Source organism: Streptomyces sp. LZ34 (assembly GCF_053890475.1).
In genome coordinates, this window is sequence record NZ_CM132680.1 from 1,656,713 (window position 1) to 1,675,402 (window position 18,690).

Below are 18,690 nucleotides of genomic sequence, written 5' to 3' on the forward strand. Positions count from 1 at the left end.
CTCAGTGCTGGTGGTGGTCGGCGCGGGTGGCGCGCCGGTAGGTCGTGGTGATCCGCCCGAGTTCCTCCGGGGACCGGGCGTCCCCCGAGCGCTGCATCTCGCGGTTGGCGGCGACGACGGCGGCGGTGGCCTCCCGTCGCGCCTTCTCATAGGCGGCCAGGCCCCGGGGAAAGTCACGGGCGAGCTCCTCGGCCAGCGTCCGGGCGTCGACGATGGCCTGCGACGCCCCGTTGGCCCCGACCGGGTACATGGGGTGCGCGGCGTCGCCGAGCAGGGTGATCCGCCCTTCGCCCCAGGTGGGCAGGGGGTCGCGGTCGACCATCGGGTATTCGAGGATCACCGGGCTGTTCTTGATCAGTGCGGGGACGTCGAGCCGGCCCAGGTCCCAGGCGCCGAAGTACTCCAGCACCTCCTCGGCGCGCCCCGGGGTGTTCCAGTTCGCGTCGCCCGGCAGCGGCCCCGGCTCGGCCACCGGCACCATGGCCACCCAGTTGACCAGGGACGGGCCGATCGGATAGACGATCAGTTCGGCGTTGCCCGCGCCGCGCGCGATGGCCGCCGAGCGGCCGCCGAGGAACGGCGGGGCCTCGGCCGCCCCGCGCCACATCCGTACCCCCGACCACAGCAGCGGGCCCTGGTCCGGGTGCAGCCGCGCGCGCACCGCCGAGTGCAGCCCGTCCGCGCCGACCAGGGCCGCCGCCTCGATCTCGGCCCCGGGCACCCGGACCCGGACCCCGTCGGCATCCTGCTCGAAGTCCAGCAGCCGGGTGCCGGTGCGGACGGCGTGCGGGCCGAGCCGGTCGCGCACGGCGGCCAGCAGCAGCGACTGAAGCCGGCCGCGGTGCACGGAGTACTGCGGCCACCGGTAGCCCCCGGCGAGCCCGCGCTCCTCGGTGAAGAGGGTGTTCCCGAACTGGTCGCAGTACACGTTCTCGGCGGTGGCGACCGAGATGCGGGCGAGGTCCTCGTCGAGGCCGAGCGCGGTCAGCTCCCCCACCGCGTGCGGCAGCAGATTGATGCCGAGGCCCAGCGGGCGCAGCTCGCGCACGGCCTCGATCACGGTGGCCTCGATGCCGGCCGCGTGCAGGGTCAGCGCGGCGGTCAGCCCGCCGATCCCGGCCCCGGCGATGAGCACCCGCACGGTCAGTCCCTGATCTCGGGGCGGTCGATGACGCGCAGCCAGCTCCCGTCGGGCTGCCGCCGTACGACCTGGACCCGCCCGCCGGTGTTGTCGGCCGGGCGCGTCGAGGTGATGGCGAGGTCGCCGTTGCGGACGGTCGGCAGCGCCGGTTCCGGTTCGAAGTGGGGCACCTGCGCCAGCATCCGCTCGAACACCTCCCGGATCGCCTCGCGGCCGACCGTCCGGGACCCCGGCGGGAAGGCGAGCACGGCGTCGGGCTCGTACAGCTCGGCGAGGCCCTCGGCGTCACCGGCATTGGCCCGCTCCACGAACAGGCGGGTGAGGTCCTCGGGCTCGGTGGCCCGCTCGCGCGTGGTGTCCTGGTGGGTCATGGCTGCTCCTTGCTCTCTCGCGTCCTTCTCCTGCTGACACCTCCACTCTGCGGCCCCGCGATCTAGAAGTCCAAGAGCTGGTTGTGCTGCTTACCAGAAGCATTCGTTATAGCATCGGCCGTCATGGAACTTCGGCAGCTCGAATACTTCGTGGCCGTCGTGGAGGAGGCCAACTTCACCAGGGCGGCCGAGCGGCTCCACGTGGCCCAGCCGGGCGTCAGCGCGCAGATCAGACGTCTTGAGCATGAGCTCGGGCAGGAGCTGCTCGACCGCTCGGGGCGCTCCGTGCGGCCGACCGAGGTGGGCGCGGCGGTCCTCCCCTACGCCCGGGCCGCGCTCTCGGCGGTGTCCGGGGTGCGGATGGCCGTGGAGGAGCTGACCGGGCTGGTCCGCGGGCATGTCGCCATCGGCACGGTGACCTCCCACAACGTCGATCTGCCCACGCTGCTGGCCGAGTTCCACGAGGACCACCCGGCGGTGGAGATCACCCTCACCGCGGACAGCTCCGACCGGCTCGTCGACGCGCTGCGCGGCGGCCGGCTGGACGCGGCGATCATCGCCTACGGCACCACGCCGCCACCGGACCTCGAAATCCACATCGTCACCGAGGACGCGGTGGTCGCGGCGGTCGGCCGGGGCCATGAACTGGCGAAGCGGTCGACGATCCCGCTCGACGCCCTGCGCGACCAGGTGCTGATCAGCCTGCCCCGGGGCGCGGGCATCCGCTCACTGCTCGACGAGGCCTGCGCCACGGCCGGCTTCACCCCGCATATCGCCTTCGAGGCCGGCACCCCCGCCGTGCTCGCCGAGCTCGCGGCGCGCGGCCTGGGCGTCGCGATCGTGCCCTCGGGCATCGCGCGGCGCCGCGAGGACCTGCGGGCCCTCACGATCACCCGGCCCGCGCTGCGCGGGGCCCTCGCGTTCGCCTGGCGCGCCGAAGGCCCCATCAGCCCCGCTGCGCGCGCCCTGATCGGGCGCGCCCGGCGACTGATCGGAGGCTAAGGGCAGGCCTAGGACAGCTCCAGGACGGCCTGCACCGGGAGGTGGTCGCTGGGGAACTGGCCGTTCCGGGAGTAGGGGTTGATGGCGGCGTAGTGGGTGCGCACGGTCGGTGAGGTGAGGATCCAGTCGATCCGGTCGCCGTCCGGGACCAGCGGCTGGTAGCCGTGGAAGGTCGCGTACCGCGCGCTGCGCCGCTCGGCGGCGTCCCAGGAGTCGACGAGGGAGCCGCCGTCGAGCATCGCGTCATAGACCGGGTTGCCGTGGGCGGCGACGTTGAAGTCGCCGGTGACGATGCGGGGAAGGGCCGGGTCGAGGCCGCCGAGCCGCTCGGTGATCAGGGCGGCGGCGCGCTCGCGGGCGGGCTGGCTGCGGTGGTCGAGGTGGGTGTTGAGGGCGTAGAACTGCCCGCCGGTGCGCAGGTCATGGAAGCGGACCCAGGTGACCATGCGGACCACTGCCCCGCCCCAGGTGTTGGACCCGATCACATACGGGGTGTCGGACAGCCAGAAGTGGTCGTACTCGAGCGGTTCGAGCCGATCGGTGTTGTAGAAGACGGCCATGAACTCGTCACGGCTGCCGCCCGCCCGTCCCGTGCCCAGCCAGTCGTAGCGCAACCCCGACCGGTCCGCGTCGTGGGCGATGTCGCGCAGCTGGCCGTACAGCCCCTCCTGGGTGCCCAGCAGCTGGGGGGCCTCGCGGCGCAGCAACTCCCGCATCGCGGGGCGGCGCTGCGCCCAGGAGTTGGGCTCGGCGTCGGAGGCGAAGCGGAGGTTGAAGGTCATGACGCGCAGCCGCGCGTCGCGCTCCGAGGCGGAGTCGGCCTCGGCGGTGCTCTCGGACTGGGCGGCGAGTGGCAGAGCGAGGGCCGCGGCGGCCGCGGCGCGCATGCCGTGGCGACGGCTGAACACAGGTGCGGGCATGGCTCCTCCGTAAGGTCCGGCGATGGCCCCAAGTCTCGGGCCTCGCGGTGTGGGCGAAGTGACCTGCGGTGACCGTGCTTTGAAACGTAGGACTACCCGCGGATTGCCGCCGGGCCACCCCTCGCGCCTTCTCTCATGGCGATTTCCTCGCGGTGATCTGCCATGAGGAGGCCGAGCCGGGGCAGGCGCCCTCGGGTCCGATGACGTTCGATCAGGTATTTCGATCAAAAGGTGTCCCGGGAGACTCAGTGCAGCAGGACAGTCCCACGCGCGTGCAAACGCCGCCGGCCGCCGCTCCGCCCCGAGGCGGCGGGGCCGGGGGCCGCAAGCGCGACCCGTACTTCGACAACGCGAAGTACCTCACCATCGTGCTGGTGGCCTGCGGTCATGCCTGGGAACCGCTCACCTACGGCAGCCGGGCCGTCACCGCGGTGTATCTCACGGTGTACGCCTTCCACATGCCGGCCTTCGCTCTGATATCAGGATATTTCTCGCGCGGTTTCGACCTGGGGCCCGGGCGGATACGGCGGCTCCTGACCGGAGTCGTCGTGCCGTACCTCGTCTTCGAGGTCGCGTACACCCTCTTCTACCGCTGGGCACAGGACGACCCGGGCTATCCGATCAGCCTGCTCGACCCCTGGTATGTGATGTGGTTCCTGGTCGCGCTGTTCATCTGGCGACTCACCACGCCGCTGTGGCTGGCCCTGCGCCACCCGATGCCGATCGCGCTGGCCCTGGCCGTCCTCGCCTCGATCTCGCCGGAAGTGGGCGGCGATCTGGCCCTACAGCGGGTGCTGTCGTTCCTGCCCTACTTCGTCCTGGGACTGTCGCTGCGGCCGGAGCACTTCACCCGGCTGCGCACCCGGCGGGCCCGGCTGGCCGCGCTGCCGGTCGGCGCCGGGGCGCTGGTCGCCGCGTACGCGCTGGCGCCCCGGCTCGACGCGGGGTGGTTCTACCACCGCGGGAGCGTGACGGGCCTGGGCGTGCCGGCCTGGGCCGGGGTGTTCACCACACCCGCGCTCTTCCTGCTGGCGCTGGTACTGACGGCCGTCTTCCTGGCCTGGGTGCCCGGGCGGCAGCTGTGGATCACCGCGCTCGGCATGGGGACGATGTACGGCTATCTGCTGCATGGCTTTGTGATCAAGTCGTCTCGCTTCTGGCGCTGGTACGACCATCCATGGCTGCACACCCCCGTCGGCGAGCTGACGGTCACGGCCGCCGCGATCGCCATGATCACCTTGCTGTGCACCGCCCCCGTGCGGCGCGTCTTCCGCCCTCTGGTCGAACCCCGGATGACCTGGGCCTTCCGGCGCGAGGCCAAGGGCACTCCCCAGGACGCCACCAAGAACTCCACGAACAAGACGCAACACATCAAAACAGGGCAAGACACTCATTAGAGTGGGTGATATCCGCGCGAGACAGGCACTGAGGAGGTGCCGTCGATGTCCGAGGCGACGACCACCGACCTCTACGAGGTCACGATGGCGATGTCCTATCTGCGCGAGGGGATGACCGGCCCGGCCACCTTCAGCCTCTTCGTCCGGGACCTGCCACCCGACCGCGGCTTCCTGGTCGGCGCGGGCCTGGAGTCCGCGCTGGACTTCCTGTCCGGCTTCCGCGTCGACCCCGAGGACATCGAGGACTTCGCCGCGGTGCTGGGGCGGCCGGCCGACGAGCTGCGGCCACTGCTCGGCCTCGCGTTCACCGGCCAGGTGCGGGCGGTGCCGGAGGGCCGGGTCGTGCTCGCCGGGGAGCCCCTGCTGGAGGTCACCGCACCGCTGCCCCAGGCCCAGCTCGTCGAGACGTATCTGCTCAACCGGCTCAGCCATCAGACGGCGATCGCCTCGAAGGCCGCCCGCTGCGTCCTCGCGGCGGCGGGGCGTCCCGTCGTGGACTTCTCGCTGCGCCGCACCCACGGGCCCGAGGCGGGTTTCCACGCGGCACGGCTCGGCGGGATGGTGGGATTCGCCGGGACCAGCAATGTGGCGGCCGCCCGCGCCGAGGGCCTGCCCGCGGTGGGCACGATGGCCCACTCGTTCGTGGAGGCGTTCGAGTCGGAGGAGGCGGCGTTCCGGGCCTTCGCCCGGGCACACCCCGGACCGGTGACGCTGCTGGTGGACACGTACGACACCGAGTCGGGGGTCCACACGGCGGCGCGCGTGCTGCGAGACCTGGACCGGGGCACCCGGGGCTCCGGCTGGGCGATCCGGCTCGACAGCGGGGACCTCGGCCTGCTGGCCGGGCGGGCGCGCTCCATCCTCGACGCCGCCGGCCTCGAGGATGTGCGGATCGTGGTCAGCGGCGGCCTCGACGAGTACGCCGTGGAGGATCTGGTGCGCTCCGCGGCGCCCATCGACAGCTACGCGGTCGGCACCCGCGTCGGGGTCTGTGCCGACGCCCCGTACCTGGACTCGGCCTACAAGTTGGTCGCGTACGACGGGCGGCCGGTGATGAAGCTCTCCACGGCGAAGGCCACGGCCCCCGGCCCCAAGCAGGTCTTCCGCCGTACCGGGCAGCCCGACGTGATCGGCCTCGCGGACGAGGACCCCGCCCCGTACGGCCGCCCGGTGCTGGAGACGGTGATGCGCGGCGGCGAGCGCACCCGCGCACGCGCCACCCTGGCGGAGAGCCACCAGCGGTTCCGCGACGACCTGGCGGACCTTCCGCACCCGGCCCGCCGGATCCGCGCCCCCGCCGCCCAGCGCCCCGTCGTCTCCGAGCGCCTGGCCGCGCTCGACACGGAGGTGCGCGGCCGCATCGAGCGCGAGCTCGCCGCCGCGCGGCCGGGAAGCCCCGAACAAGCCGCGTCCGGATCACACCGGACCACCATCAGGTGAGAAATCAGGTGAGGAGTCGGCCATGCCGCAGACAGTGGAGTGGAAGGTCCACCTCTACCTCTACGAGGACCAGGGAACGACCAAGGCGCGCGTGGTGCTCGACACGAAGGACACCTCGTTCACCGGCCGGGGCGTCGCCCGGTGCAGCCCGGACGACCACGATGTGCCGGAGATCGGCGACGAGCTCGCGGCCGGGCGGGCCATGCACGACCTGGGCGAACAGCTGCTGATCGCCGCGGAACACGATATCGAGGGCGAGATCGTCTCGCACCCGCCGCGGATCCGTCCGGCGCCGGGATGGGCCCTGTGAGCGGTGCGCCCGCGCCGGGTGGTGCCCCGCACCGTCACAGGGACAGGCTGTCAAGACCCGGAAGCGACCCGCCACGGCGCCGCAGTTCCCCCAGCAGGACGGTGAACTCCTGCGCGTCCTCCAACTGGCGCAGGGCCTGGAAGCGCTCCCGCAACACATTGGCCAGCTGAAAGCGGAACTCGTCCCGCTTGGGATGGCCGAAGGGCGCGATCTCGATCCCGCCGCGCAGCAGCTCCACGGCGCGGTCGATGTCCGCCCGGTCACGGCCCTCCTGGAAGCGCCAGGCGAGCAGCTCGGCGAGGTTCGCCGCCCGGAGCGCGGACTCGATGCTGCCTTCCGCGGAAAGCCGCACGGACTCCTCTGCGACGCGGATCGTCTCTTCGAGGTCCCGCGGATCCAGAGTGCGCCGCACCCGCTGGATCATGGCCAGCGCGAGGTTGTTGAGCGCCCGCGCCCGGACGGGGTACCCGGGCGACGCCGCCTCGACGGCGCGCCTGCCCGCCTCGAGCGAGCCGGCGAGGTCGGCGTCGTCGCCCCGCGCCCCGTAGCGCTCCAGATACGCCAGACACAGATTGGTCAGCGAACCGGGGTCCTGCGCTCCGGTCAGCTCCCGCTCGAGCTCCAGCCCGCGCCGCCCCGCCGCCACGGCCTCCTCCAGGTCGGCCGGGCTACCGCCCCGACCGTAGCGCGACAGCGCCGCGTTCACCTGGTTGGAGTACAGCGTGGGCAGCATGCGGCGATCCTGCGGATCCGCGCCGGATTCCAGGCCGGTGATGGCCTCACGGCCCAGGGCGATCGCCTCGTCGTGGTCCTCGGCGCGGCCGGTCAGCGCGCCCCGGTAGGTCAGCGCCAGCACCAGGTGGTTCAGGCACTGCGTCAGATGGGCGCCCACCACGCGGGCCTCCGCCACCGCCCGGCGGCCGATCTCCACGGCCTCCTGGGCGTCGCGCTCGCCGCCCAGGGTCTGGGACCGGGTGCGCAGCGCCGCGCAGAGCATGGACAGGTCGCTCACATACGCGGGGGTACCGGGCTCGGTGTCCTCGACGGTGCGACGGCAGGCGGCGATGGACCAGGTCAGTGCCTCCACGTCCTGCCGGGACTCGGCCGACTGGAAGGCGGCCGCGGCCCGGTCGACCTGAGGCCCCGGGGGCCCGTCGGCGGCCGCCGCCCCGCCCCCTTCCGTCCGCCGCTGCTGCTGATCCAGCTGGCCCAGCTGGTCCAACTGGTCTACGAGTGGCTTGAGGAAGCGGGGGGCGCGGTGCGGGTCGGCCCGCGCCAGGACGGTGAACAGGCGCGCCGCCATCTCGGCGTCCGGGTCGTCCTCGGCCGGTGACTCATCCGCGGCGATCTTCATGCGCACCCGGAGCCGGTGGAACCAGGCCGCGAGTTCCAGGGCGGCGTGCTGGAACTCCGCGTCCTCGGCACTGCCCCGGTCCAGGTTGCGCGGCCTGGCGAAGTCCAGGAGCAGGGTGACGTCCCGCTCCGCGGCCGAGGCCAGCAACAGGTCGGGCCGCGCCAGTCGGACGAAGGCGTCCAGCCGGTCGTGCACCCTGTTCATGATCCGCTGACGCTCAGCGGTGCCCTCACTCATCACGGCCCCAAGTGGACGAAGGGACTCCAGGTCGTCACCGCGTGCGGCGACGCCGCCCGCTGTGCCAGTACGGCGCGGTGCAGTGCCACGGCGGCCCGGTCGGCGTCGAGGGCCCCGGGGACCGAGCCCGCCCGGCCGAGCTCCTCGTACACCCGCGCCGCGATCTCAGGCGTGCTCCGGTCGGAGATGAACCAGAGCGTTCCGATGGTGTGCCGGAACCCGGCCAGTTGGAGCGCCGAGGCCACGGTGATGGCCTCGTCGTCGAGTTCGCCGTGGGGGCGGGCGCTCTCGCAGGCCGACAGGAAGGCGAACTCGGCGTCCTCGGGACCGCTGCGCGGCAGGTCCGACAGGGACAGCGGGCCGTCGCCGAGGAACAGCGCGGGGCCGCCGCCGGAAGCCCGGTCGGCACCGGTCCCGTGGCAGGCGAAGTGCACCCAGGGCGCGTCCGCGAGGGCGGCCGCCACGGCCCGGCGGGTCGCCTCCGGGCCGATGAGCGTACGGGCGGCGGGGAACCGCTCAGCGACGGCCCGCGCCTCGCCTTCCACCTGCTCCAGGCGCCGGGGGACACCCGGCGACTCGGGCACCGCGACCACCAGGGGCGGGCGGGCCTCGTCCGATGTCGCCCGGTGACGCTCCCTGGCGTGGATCAGGCTCCGCAGAGTCGGCGTGTACGAGGAGACCACCCGGTCCAGGACGGTCTGCGGTTGCGAGTCGAGCCGCGAGCCGTGCAGACCGGCGGCGTGCAGCGGCAGGGCGGTCAGCGGGCCGGTCGGGCACCACCACACGCGCGGCGCGGCCGCCGGGTCCTCGGCCCGCCGGGTGAACCCGAGCTCCGCGAGCACGGGCGAGCACACGGCCTCCCACAGCCACTCGATGGCGCCGAGGACCAGCTCCCGCCCGGTGTAGCGCAGGTCCCCGTCGTCTCCCCGGTCGTCCTGTAGCAGCCCGAGCCCCACCCGGAACCGCCAGGCGTGTGCCTGGACCAGCTCCTGGCCGACCTCGGGCAGCGGCACATGGAGCGGCGGGCCCTGCGCGGTGACGATCAGCGCGTCGCAGCGCGCTTCGCTGATGTTGACCAGCACCACGGGGCCCTGGTCCGCCGCGCGGCGCAGCTCGTCGTACGACGGCTTGCGCGCGAAGCCCGCCATGCCCTCGATCTCCCGGATCCGCGAGATCAGCGCGTCCCTGCGCTCGACCGCGGCGAGCCGGGCCTGCGTCGACTCCAGCCGGCCGAGACCCCCCTGGCCCGGCTCGGGGCCCGGCTCGGCCCCGGCCCCGGCATCGACCTCGGCCTGAGCCCTGGTGAACTCCTCCGCGAGCCGCGGGGCCACGGCGGCGAGTCCGCGGGCCGCGCGCCGGGCGTCCAGCACCCGGGCGGCCAGCACGCCACGGCCCTGCTCCAGCAGCTCCACCGCCAGTGCCGTATCCCCCCGGTCGATGGCGTGCGCCGCCGCGTCGCGGGCCAGCCCCGAGGCGGAGCCGATCAGCGTCTCCTGGCCGGGGCGGTCCGCGCCGGACCACGAGACGAGTTCCAGCAGGTCGAGCGCGAGCGCATAGCCGTCCGCGGCCTGCCGCGACTCACCGAGCCGCACCGCGCGCTCCGCCCACCCGCGTGCCGCCGGCAGTCTGATGGAGGTCGGCGCCGCGTCGTCGGCGGCCGCCCGGCGGTAGACCTCCATGGCCTGGGCCAGGAGGGGCCGCCCGCCCCCGGCGGCGTGTCGCTCCGTGAGCACGTCCCCCAGCCGGACCAGCGACAGCGCACGGGCGAGGCGATCCGGGTCGTCCTCGTCGAGCAGCTGTCGGCACAGCGTCACCGCACGGTCCAGCTCGGCCACGTCGCCCGTGCGGCGGTAGCGGCTGCGCACCGCGCCGACCAGCCAGGACCTCGGTGCCGCCCGCCGCGGCGGGGACGCGCCGGCCACCGCGCCCTCCAGGTGGGCGACGGCCTCGTCCAGCAGCTCGCCGTCGCCCCTCCCGAGGGACAGCGGCTCGGCCTCCAGGCCGGTCGCGGGGGCGGGGTGGTCGCGCAGCGGATAGCCGTCCTCGATCGCCTCCTGGGCGACCAGGGCGGCTCTGGCCCGGAGCGTCCTGATGTCGTCCTCGGCCGACCGGCGGAACCGGTCGAGCACCAGCGACCCCAACAACCCCCTGGCCAGGGACGTCTGGTCCGCTTCGGCGTCCGGGTCGGCCAGGACGGCACGGGCGAGCTCCTCGGCCTCGGCCGGGCGGGAGGCGTCCAGGGTGCGGAACCGGGTCAGCGACTGGGCCAGCGCGAGCGTGAGCACGGTGCGGTCCCTGCCCGACGGCGCGGTCGCCGCCAGCCCCTCGCGCAGCAGGTCGAGATGTTGCGTGACGGTGTCCAGGTCTCCCGTGCGCTCGTACCGGTCGGCGAGCAGCGCGGCGAGGTTCAGCAGGGCGGTCCCGCGGTCCGGATGTCCCGGGGGCAGAGCGTCCAGCGCGGCGCGGTGCAGGGCGACCGTGTCGGCCTCCGCGCCTCCCCCGGAGGAGTCCAGCCGCCTGTGCGCCACGGCCAGCGCCGAGGTGAACATGGCCCGGTGGGCCGCCTGGCCGTCGCAGCCGCGCACCGCCCGCTCCAGCAGCTTCACGGCCTCCAGCAGCCGTGTCCGGTCGCCGCTCTCGCGCGCCAGGTCGAGCAGAGCCACGCCCAGGTTCCCCGTCCACAGGACGTGAGCCGCGTCCCCCTCGTCGACCAGGGCCACGGCCCGGCCGGCCGCCTCGACGGCCTCCTCGAGCACCGGCAGCTCACCCGTCCGGTCGTATTTCCCGCGCAGCAGGGCGCCGAGACTGTTCCAGGCGGTCGCGGCGGCGAGGTCGTCGGACGGCGCCCCGGGGAAAGCCGCCCCGTTCAGCGCGGCGCGCAGCCGGTCCTCGGCCTCGTCGAGCAGCGCCGCGCGGGGCGTCCCGCCCAGCTCGGCGTGGCACACCAGGGCGTTCGCGAGGGTGATCCACGTATGGCGGAGCCCTGGGTCGCTGTCGGGCGTGGCGTCGGCCGCGGCGCGCAGCGTGGTCACGCTCCGCTCGGCCTCGGCGAGGTCGCCGTAGCGCTCGGCTCGCTGCCTCAGCAGGCCGCCCAGGTCGTTCAGGACGGCCCCCCGGAGCGGATCGCCCGGCGCCATGGCGCCGGCCAGGGCCTCCAGCCGCCGGATCATCGCATCCAGGTGTGCGTCGCTGTCCGCCGCTTCCGTCACCGTGCCCCCCGTAACGGCCCGTCCGACTAATCATCAAAAACTGTACCGGGCGGCCCCCTTCAGCCAGGACAATGCTGATCCGCATCACACCTCGGTGGCAAAGAATGACGGGGAGGAATCGAACGTGGCTTCCGATCTCAAACGGTTGTGCGAGAACCTGTCGAGACTGCGCCGCGACGCCACCCGCCGCGGCGGCCACGACGAACTGCGGAACCTGCTCGACGCGCTCCGCCGCCTCGACGACCCCGACGCGCCGGACCCGACCGGGGAGGAGCTCGCCGCACTCCTGGAGCGTTTCTGGCGGTCCCGAGGGCTCACCGACGACGCCCGTTCCCCGCTTCCGGAGACCCGGCTGCCGGGGCAGCGCCCCACTCCGCCACCGGAGGGCGAGTACCGGTGTCCGCTGGAGCTGTGCGGGCGGCACCAACGGCGCTCCCCCGGCGGGCTGGTGCCGATGTGCGACGTGTTCCGCAAGCCGCTGGAATTCGAGCCCGGCCCGTGAACTCGTTCCTGTCCGAGATCGGCAAGAAGCTCGCGGAGCGGTGGGGCGCCCTGCTGACCGTCCCCGGGCTCGTCTTCCTGATGGTGCTGGCCTGCGCGCACGTCCTGGGGCACGCCCACGCCTGGGACGTGGGACTGCTGGAGGACGCGCTGCGGGACGCGGCGGCGGCGTACGACAAGCGGCCGGCCGCCGCCGTGCTCGCCGCCGTCGGCATCCTGGCCGCCGCCACGCTCGCCGGAGCGCTGGCCCGGTGGCTCGCGGCCGGCGTGGAGGCCGCGCTGCTCGCGCCCTGGCGGCGGGGGCCGGCGGCGCCGCTGGTCCGGTGGCGGCGCGGCCGCTGGGCCCGGGCGCACCGGGCGTACCTCACCGCCGTACGGGACCGTGAGCGCGCCCTGGGTGACGAGCAGCGCCACCGCGACGCGCGGGAGCGGGAGCTCACCACCGAGCGGACCCACCGCGAGGCCCGCGACCGGGCCCGCGCCGCCGAGCGGGACCACCGCGCCCGTGGCGATCAGTCGGGCGCCGACGCCTGCGCCGGCACCGCCGAGGCCGAGGAGCGGGCCCGCGCCACGCGGGACCGGGCCGCCGCGGCCCAGGCCCGCGCCGCCGCCGACCTGGGCCGCGCCGCGAGACGGCTGCGGCGGGAGGCCGCCCGGCACGCGGCCGCCCGCAACGGGGTCGCCCTCGCACCGCCCGCCCGGCCCACCTGGGCGGCCGACCGGCTGCACGCCTGCGGCGAGCGCGTGGCGGGGCAGTACGGGCTCGACCTCGACATGGTCTGGCCCCGCCTGTGGATCACCTTCCCCGACGCGGTGCGCGCGGACATCACGGCCGCCAGGACCGGCTTCGCCGACGCCTGCGCGCTCCTCGCGTGGGGGCTGGCCTGTCTCCTCGTCGGGGCCTGGTGGTATCCGGCGGCCCTCGCCGCGCCCGCCGTGCTCGCCACGGGCTGGTGGCGGGTCCGCCGGAGCGCGGCGGCGCTCGGCGACCTCGTGGAGTCCGGTACGGATCTGCACGCCGCCCGGCTCGCGGAGGACCTGGGCTTCGCGCTTCCGGCGGGCTGGGTCACCCCCGACGTCGGGGCTCGGATCCGGGAGCGGGTCCGCAAGGGGGCCTGAACCGGTGCGGGGGTGAGGTGGTCGGGCCGACGGCTGGGGAATCTCACCCCCACCGCGTGGAGTAGCCGCCGCGGTACCCCCGACGGCCCGGCCGGATGAGCAGCGTGGCGAGGAACCCGAGGAGTCCCGCGCCGATGAGCGCCAGCCCGGGGCCGAGGCCCTGTGCGTAGGCCACGATCCCGGCGAGGGTCGAGGTGTCGCCCTGAGTGCCCGGAATAATCGGGTTCGCCTGGCCGCCCTGACCGCCCTGACCGCCCGCACCGCCCGGGGCCGCCGCGTCCGCGCCGTCGGCAGGGGTGGTGGGCGCCGCGCCCGCCGCGTCGCCGTCGCTCGCCGGGGCGTTCGGGATGGACACGCCGAGGGTGGTCAGCGCCTTGGTCACCGGTTGGAAGAAGGTCACGCCCCCGCTGGTGCAGTCGCCGGTGCCGCCGGAGGTCACGCCGAGCGCCACGTTCTGGGCGAAGAGCGGTCCCCCGCTGTCGCCCGGCTCGGCGCACACATTGGTCTGGATGAGCCCGCTGACGGTGCCCTCGGGGTAGTTCACCGTCGCGTTCAACGCGGTCACCGAGCCGGAGCGCAGCCCTGAGGTGCTGCCGCTGCGGAACACCTTCTGGCCGACGACCGGGTCGGCGGCACCGGTGATCCGCACGGCCTGCCCGTTCCCGACGTTCAGCACGCTGCTCTGGTCCAAGGCGGTGTTCTGGTACTGCACCAGGGAGAAGTCGCTGCCGGGGAAGTCGCTTCTGACCGTCGTGCCGACGCTGGTGTTTCCCTGAGTGTCCGCGAACCACGCGGTGCCGCTCGGACCGCAGTGGCCCGCGGTCAGGATGAACCCGGTCTGGCCGTTGGTGACGTTGAAGCCGGCCGAGCAGCGCCCGCCCTGGGTGAAGATCGGCTCGGCGCCCAGGGTCCGGGTGGTGAAGGAGCCGGTGGTCCGCTCCATGCGCACCTCGCCGCCGATCCCCGCGGCCACGCCCTTCATCCGTGACCACTGGTCGGTGGAGACGGTGCTGTCGCCGAGCACCACCACCTCGTTGGACACGGCGTCCACCGCCCACGCGGTCCCGGTCACCCGGGGCGCCTCCCGCAGCGTCTCCGTCGCCGAGCGCAGCTGCCGCATGCTGTACCGCACCTGCTTGGCCCGCGCCCCCGCCCGGTTGACCTGGTCCGCCGCCTCCGCGTCGGTCACCGCGACCACCGCCCGCCCGTCGGAGCCGATCCAGCTGCCCGCCGTACGGGAGGTGCCGAGCTTGTCCACCAGGCTCCTGGCCAGCTTGGCGTCCCGGGCGTCTCTCGCCTCCAGGACCCGGGTGGGATCGTCGCCGGACCCGTGGGCGGGCGATCCGTCCGCCGCAGCCTGAGAGACCATCAGGCCGCCGCACACCACTGCCCCGATGGCCACGAGGCGTGCGACACGGTGCGCCCTGCGCCGCGTGTGTCCCACCACCCTGCCTCCTTAACGTCGTTCCAGCACGGCGCCGCCCCCGGCCGCCGGGGCCCGGGACGGCATGGGCCTCCCTTCCATACGGACCGCGGCGCCGTTCCGCTCACCCACGACGTCAAGTGACCCTGAAATCCGCGAATTCGGCGATGCCGCGGCCGCCGTTCCACCCGTTGGCCGCCGTCGGCGCTGCACTCACCGGTGTACATGCCACCGGAGCGGGTCAGCCGCAGCTGGACCGGGGCGGCGAAGGAGCCCTTCACGGCGACGGAGTCGAAGGTGCCGTCCTCGCCGGTGTCCCAGGACAGCGCACAGCCGTTGGACGGGGTCACCGCCAGGTTCACATATCCGGCCGAGCCGTTCGCCGCGAGGTCGTTGCGGACGATCAGCCCGGCGCGGGCCCAGCCGCCCGTGGCGTCCTGGGAGACGACCCGCACCGTGGCGGTCGAGTCGGCCCCGAGGGCGCCGGAGCGGTAGATCGCGCCGAACTCATTGGTGCCGCCCCACAGATCGGCCCCCGCGCCCTCGACGGCCAGGGTGTCCCCCGACTCGCCGAAGACCGCGTCGTTGAAGGTGACGGTCCGGTACGGCTCCCGTACCCCCGTGCCGGCCATCAGCCGGGCCGCCGCGGCGGCCGTCCCCGGGGCGCCGCTGGTGTACGAGGCGCCGGCCGCCACCCGGGTGACCAGCGGGCCGGTGGCCGCCGCCCCGGACGTCCCAACTCAAGCGGTCCCGGTCGGCTTTGGGGATGATCCGGGCCTCGACGGTGGCACCGTCCAAGGTGGTGTCCGCGGTGACGGTGAGGACGCCGTCGCGCCAGGTCCAGTCGGTGACATCGGTGCGGCGGCGAGCGATCTGCCGTCTCTGCGTGGCGGGAAGCGTACTCGTGTCCTCCTGCGGAGGGGACTTCGATGTCCCGGCCTACCACCACTGCAAGTTCTTGCTCTTTTCTGTTCATAATCCGGAGCGATACGTCAGGTGTCAACGCTTCCACTCATGGGCAACTCATCATGACGGAGTGTCAGGCTCGGATGATCCGCAGACCTGCCGTGGCGAACGGCTCGATCAGCGCGTCCGGTGCCGCCGCCTCCGTGACCAACACGTCCACGTCCTCCACCGGGCAGATCCGGGCGAAGGCCCGCTTGGCCAGCTTGGAGGAGTCGGCGACCACGACGACCTGCTGGGCGCGGCGGGCCAGCTCCCGGTTGATGCTGGCCTCGCCCTCGTGATGCGCGGCCGCGCCGTGGGCCACGTCGATCGCGTCGACGCCGAGGAAGACTTGATCGAGTGTGATCTCCCCGAGCACCTCGGTGGCCAGCGGTCCGATCAGCTCGTAGGACGCGGGGCGCGCCACGCCGCCGGTCACCACCAGCTTCACATGGCGGCGCACCACCATCTCATTCGCGATGTTCAGGGCGTTGGTGACGACGGTCAACGAGGGTTCGGCGCCCTCCGAGCCGAGGTCGGCCCGGGTGGCCAGCGCCCGGGCGACCGAGGTGGTGGTCGTGCCGCCGTTGAGGCCCACCACCGCGCCGGCCTTCACCAAGCCCGCCGCGGCATGGGCGATGCGCTCCTTCTCCGGGGCGTTGCGCGCAGCCTTGTAACGCAGCGGCAGGTCGTACGCGATGGCGTTGATCGTGGCGCCGCCGTGGGTGCGGGTGACCATCTGCTGCCGGGCGAGCTCGTCGAGGTCGCGCCGGATCGTGGCGGTCGACACCCCCAGCTCGGCCGCCGCGGCCTCGACCTCGATCCGGCCGTCGCGCGTGAGCAGTTCCAGCAGCGCGTTCCATCGCTCCTGCGGTGCCGCCATGTCGTTCCCCCCTGTCAAACGGTTGCCGCGTTCATGAAATCACACACCGCCACCCTCGCTTCTTGATCGACAGTGCGCGTTTACGCGCTCCATCGACGAGAAACACGCACTCTTATGCAGTGCCGCCCACCCTGGCGCGCCTGTCGCTCCCGCGCCTCGCGGGCGGGCGGCCTACGATCGTGAGAATGAACAGCGCAGAGGTCCTGGCCGACGCCTTCGGCCGCATCCAGGAGACGGTTCACGAAGCGGTGAAGGGGCTGACGGTGGACCAGTTGGCCACTCGCCTCGACGACAAGGCCAACACCGTCGCCTGGCTGGTGTGGCACCTGACACGGGTTCAGGACGACCATGTCTCCGAGGTCGCGGAGACCGAACAGATCTGGACCGGGCAGGGCTGGCACGACCGGTTCGAGCTGCCCTTCTCGGCGGCGGCGACGGGCTACGGGCACCGGGCCAAGGACGTGGCCGCCGTACGGGTGCCCCCGAAGCTGCTCCTCGGGTACTACGACGCCGTCCACGAGCACACGATCGGCTTCGTCCGGGGGCTGCGCGACGCCGATCTGGACGTCGTCGTGGACGAGGCGTGGACCCCTCCGGTGACGCTGGGGGTCCGGCTGGTGAGCGTCATCTCCGACGATCTACAGCACGCCGGGCAGGCCGCCTTCATCCGCGGCGTGCTGCGGCGACGGTAGCGCGGGGGCGGCAGCGCGTCCCCGCGCCCGGGGCGCGCGTTCGGGCGCGGCGGCGCGCGCGCCGGCTTGCGGGCATGATCGCCGTGATCGCGCCACTCCTCACGACCCTTCGGTACCGCCCAACCCCCCTTGTACCAGGCGAATACCGACATCACTGTTGCCAACAGGGATTCACCCGCTGAGCCCGCGCCGCCATCGGACACCGGCCGCGGCGCGGACCTCCTCACCCCCGGCATCAGGAGGACAGTCGTGAGGATCAAGCACCCACTCCGGAGAAGCGGCCCGGCGAGACGCCTCCGGACGGCGGCCCTCATAGCGGGTCTGGCCGCCGTGTTCGCGCTGACCGCGCCGGGGGCCGCGCTCGCGGACCCCGCGCGGACCTACAGCGCCTCGGAGCTCAAGGCGGCGAGCAACGCGATGCTCGCCGCGGACGTCGGCGGTACCGCGTGGACCGTCGACGAGGACAGCGGCTCCGTCCACGTCGACGTCGACAGCACCGTCTCGGCCTCCGAGCTCGCCACGCTCAAGAAGGCGGCAGGCCCGACCGGCGGCGCCCTGCACATCGAGCGCACCCGAGGGAAACTCACCCAGCTGCTCTCCGGCGGAGACCCGATCTACTCGTCCAACGGCTATCGCTGTTCGGCCGGGTTCAATGTGCACATCGGCACCTCGTACTACATCCTGACCGCCGGTCACTGCACCAACGGCTATCCGAGCTGGTCCGCCGGGCTCGGCGTGCCCATCGGCCCGACGGCCTACTCGAGCTTCCCCGTCAACGACTACGGCTACATCTCGTACACGAACCCGCTGTTGCCGCACCCCAGCAACGTGAACCTCTACAACGGCACCTACCGCCCCATCACGGGTGCCGGCAACGCGTTCGTGGGCATGCTCGTCCAGCGCAGCGGCAGCACCACGGGCCTGCACGGCGGCAGCGTCACCGGGCTCAACTACACGGTCAACTACGGCAACGGCAACATCGTCTACCAGATGATCAGGACCAATGTGTGCGCCGAGCCCGGGGACAGCGGCGGGCCGCTCTTCTCCGGCAACACCGCCATCGGCCTGACCTCCGGCGGCACCGGCAACTGCCAGACCGGCGGCGTCACGTACTACCAGCCGGTGGTCGAGGCGCTCAACAACCACGGGGCGACCATTCCCTAAGGCTCCCGTGACTCCCGTGCCACGGCGACCGGCCGCCCCACCCGGGCGGCCGGTCAGCCCTTCCCTCGGCCGCCACTCGACGAGCTGACGCTCCCTCAGCCACCGCTGCGAGGTGACCCGTGGCGCCGGGCCCGGCGGCGCAGCGCCCGGCGCTCCTCCTCACCTGTGCCGCCCCACACGCCGTGGGTCACCCCCATGCTCAGCGCGTACTCCAGGCACTCGTCGCGCACCGGGCAGCGGCCGCAGACCTCCTTGGCCCGCGCCTGCTGCTCCTGGGCCGCCGGGCCGGCCACTCCCACGGGGAAGAACAGCTCCGGATCCTCGTCCACGCACGCGGCGTGCCGCCACCACTCCATGGCCGCTCCTCAGCTACTGATCGCCGTACGGGCCCCGCTCCCAGCCCGGCAGCGGGCGGGCTCGGCGGGCTTGACGGGTGGCGAGTCCCCCACGGCCGGGGCGGCAAACGGCCGTGCCGGCGGCGAACTTCGGGCCGGCCTTCAGCGCGATCGTGACGGGACGTCAGCGCGGCGGTCGCCCGGGTATCCGGAAGGCCGGATCGCACGGCTCCCCGAACCACGCGGC

General features: G+C 73.5%; 17 protein-coding genes. 8 read left to right on the plus strand and 9 right to left on the minus strand.

Features of this window, described 5'->3' with window-relative positions; genetic code table 11:
• Nucleotide 1 precedes the first annotated feature (1 nt).
• On the minus strand, nucleotides 2–1,141 hold the full coding sequence (locus ACWY4P_RS05980; protein ID WP_456209076.1) for a flavin-dependent oxidoreductase: 1,140 nt from the start codon (nucleotides 1,139–1,141) through the stop codon (nucleotides 2–4).
• 2 nt (nucleotides 1,142–1,143) lie between these two features.
• On the minus strand, nucleotides 1,144–1,512 hold the full coding sequence (locus tag ACWY4P_RS05985) for a YybH family protein (RefSeq protein ID WP_456209077.1): 369 nt from the start codon (nucleotides 1,510–1,512) through the stop codon (nucleotides 1,144–1,146).
• Between the two features lie 123 nt (nucleotides 1,513–1,635).
• Here ACWY4P_RS05985 and ACWY4P_RS05990 point away from each other — a divergent pair, with 123 nt between their 5' ends.
• Nucleotides 1,636–2,514 carry a LysR family transcriptional regulator gene (locus ACWY4P_RS05990; protein ID WP_456209078.1) on the plus strand — a complete coding sequence of 293 codons (879 nt, stop codon included), beginning with the start codon at nucleotides 1,636–1,638 and terminating at the stop codon, nucleotides 2,512–2,514.
• A gap of 8 nt (nucleotides 2,515–2,522) precedes the next feature.
• On the opposite strand, the gene ACWY4P_RS05995 is transcribed toward ACWY4P_RS05990, so the two are convergent.
• Nucleotides 2,523–3,434, minus strand: a complete 912-nt coding sequence (locus tag ACWY4P_RS05995; RefSeq protein ID WP_456209079.1) for an endonuclease/exonuclease/phosphatase family protein — start codon at nucleotides 3,432–3,434, stop codon at nucleotides 2,523–2,525.
• Between the two features lie 248 nt (nucleotides 3,435–3,682).
• Here ACWY4P_RS05995 and ACWY4P_RS06000 point away from each other — a divergent pair, with 248 nt between their 5' ends.
• From ACWY4P_RS06000 to ACWY4P_RS06010, 3 genes are read left to right on the plus strand one after another with little or no spacing between them, the layout of a single operon-like run.
• Nucleotides 3,683–4,831 (plus strand): acyltransferase family protein, encoded by a 1,149-nt coding sequence (locus ACWY4P_RS06000; protein WP_456209080.1) that lies wholly within the window; start codon nucleotides 3,683–3,685, stop codon nucleotides 4,829–4,831.
• A gap of 45 nt (nucleotides 4,832–4,876) precedes the next feature.
• Nucleotides 4,877–6,271 carry a nicotinate phosphoribosyltransferase gene (locus ACWY4P_RS06005; protein WP_456209081.1) on the plus strand — a complete coding sequence of 465 codons (1,395 nt, stop codon included), beginning with the start codon at nucleotides 4,877–4,879 and terminating at the stop codon, nucleotides 6,269–6,271.
• Nucleotides 6,272–6,293: 22 nt separating this feature from the next.
• Nucleotides 6,294–6,581, plus strand: a complete 288-nt coding sequence (locus tag ACWY4P_RS06010; protein WP_456209082.1) for a DUF1876 domain-containing protein — start codon at nucleotides 6,294–6,296, stop codon at nucleotides 6,579–6,581.
• A 34-nt stretch (nucleotides 6,582–6,615) separates the two neighbouring features.
• Here the strand turns inward: ACWY4P_RS06010 and ACWY4P_RS06015 are convergent, their stop codons facing one another.
• Both ACWY4P_RS06015 and ACWY4P_RS06020 read right to left on the minus strand, forming a co-directional pair.
• A complete protein-coding gene (locus tag ACWY4P_RS06015) occupies nucleotides 6,616–8,172 on the minus strand; it encodes a hypothetical protein (protein ID WP_456209083.1) in 1,557 nt (518 codons plus the stop codon).
• Nucleotides 8,172–11,381: a CHAT domain-containing protein gene (locus tag ACWY4P_RS06020; RefSeq protein WP_456209084.1), complete on the minus strand. Its 3,210-nt coding sequence runs from the start codon at nucleotides 11,379–11,381 to the stop codon at nucleotides 8,172–8,174. The genes ACWY4P_RS06015 and ACWY4P_RS06020 overlap by 1 nt, the downstream gene beginning before the upstream one ends.
• Nucleotides 11,382–11,505: 124 nt before the next feature.
• Here ACWY4P_RS06020 and ACWY4P_RS06025 point away from each other — a divergent pair, with 124 nt between their 5' ends.
• A complete protein-coding gene (locus ACWY4P_RS06025; protein WP_456209085.1) occupies nucleotides 11,506–11,883 on the plus strand; it encodes a hypothetical protein in 378 nt (125 codons plus the stop codon).
• Nucleotides 11,880–13,001 (plus strand): hypothetical protein, encoded by a 1,122-nt coding sequence (locus tag ACWY4P_RS06030; protein WP_456209086.1) that lies wholly within the window; start codon nucleotides 11,880–11,882, stop codon nucleotides 12,999–13,001. Before ACWY4P_RS06025 ends, ACWY4P_RS06030 begins: the two co-directional genes overlap by 4 nt.
• 43 nt (nucleotides 13,002–13,044) lie before the next feature.
• Here ACWY4P_RS06030 and ACWY4P_RS06035 read toward each other — a convergent pair whose 3' ends face one another.
• The 3 genes from ACWY4P_RS06035 to ACWY4P_RS06045 all read right to left on the minus strand — a co-directional run bounded on the left by ACWY4P_RS06035 (nucleotide 13,045) and on the right by ACWY4P_RS06045 (nucleotide 16,252).
• Complete coding sequence (locus ACWY4P_RS06035) at nucleotides 13,045–14,445, minus strand: S1 family peptidase (protein ID WP_456209087.1); 1,401 nt, start codon at nucleotides 14,443–14,445, stop codon at nucleotides 13,045–13,047.
• Nucleotides 14,370–15,119 carry a hypothetical protein gene (locus ACWY4P_RS06040; RefSeq protein ID WP_456209088.1) on the minus strand — a complete coding sequence of 250 codons (750 nt, stop codon included), beginning with the start codon at nucleotides 15,117–15,119 and terminating at the stop codon, nucleotides 14,370–14,372. Before ACWY4P_RS06040 ends, ACWY4P_RS06035 begins: the two co-directional genes overlap by 76 nt.
• A gap of 344 nt (nucleotides 15,120–15,463) precedes the next feature.
• Entirely contained in the window at nucleotides 15,464–16,252 is a 789-nt protein-coding gene (locus tag ACWY4P_RS06045; protein ID WP_456209089.1) for a DeoR/GlpR family DNA-binding transcription regulator, read from the minus strand.
• A 185-nt stretch (nucleotides 16,253–16,437) separates the two neighbouring features.
• Here ACWY4P_RS06045 and ACWY4P_RS06050 point away from each other — a divergent pair, with 185 nt between their 5' ends.
• Nucleotides 16,438–16,944 carry a mycothiol transferase gene (locus tag ACWY4P_RS06050; RefSeq protein WP_456209090.1) on the plus strand — a complete coding sequence of 169 codons (507 nt, stop codon included), beginning with the start codon at nucleotides 16,438–16,440 and terminating at the stop codon, nucleotides 16,942–16,944.
• 249 nt (nucleotides 16,945–17,193) lie between these two features.
• A complete protein-coding gene (locus tag ACWY4P_RS06055) occupies nucleotides 17,194–18,108 on the plus strand; it encodes a S1 family peptidase (protein WP_456209091.1) in 915 nt (304 codons plus the stop codon).
• Nucleotides 18,109–18,203: 95 nt separating this feature from the next.
• On the opposite strand, the gene ACWY4P_RS06060 is transcribed toward ACWY4P_RS06055, so the two are convergent.
• A complete protein-coding gene (locus tag ACWY4P_RS06060; RefSeq protein ID WP_456209092.1) occupies nucleotides 18,204–18,464 on the minus strand; it encodes a WhiB family transcriptional regulator in 261 nt (86 codons plus the stop codon).
• Nucleotides 18,465–18,690: the final 226 nt, after the last annotated feature.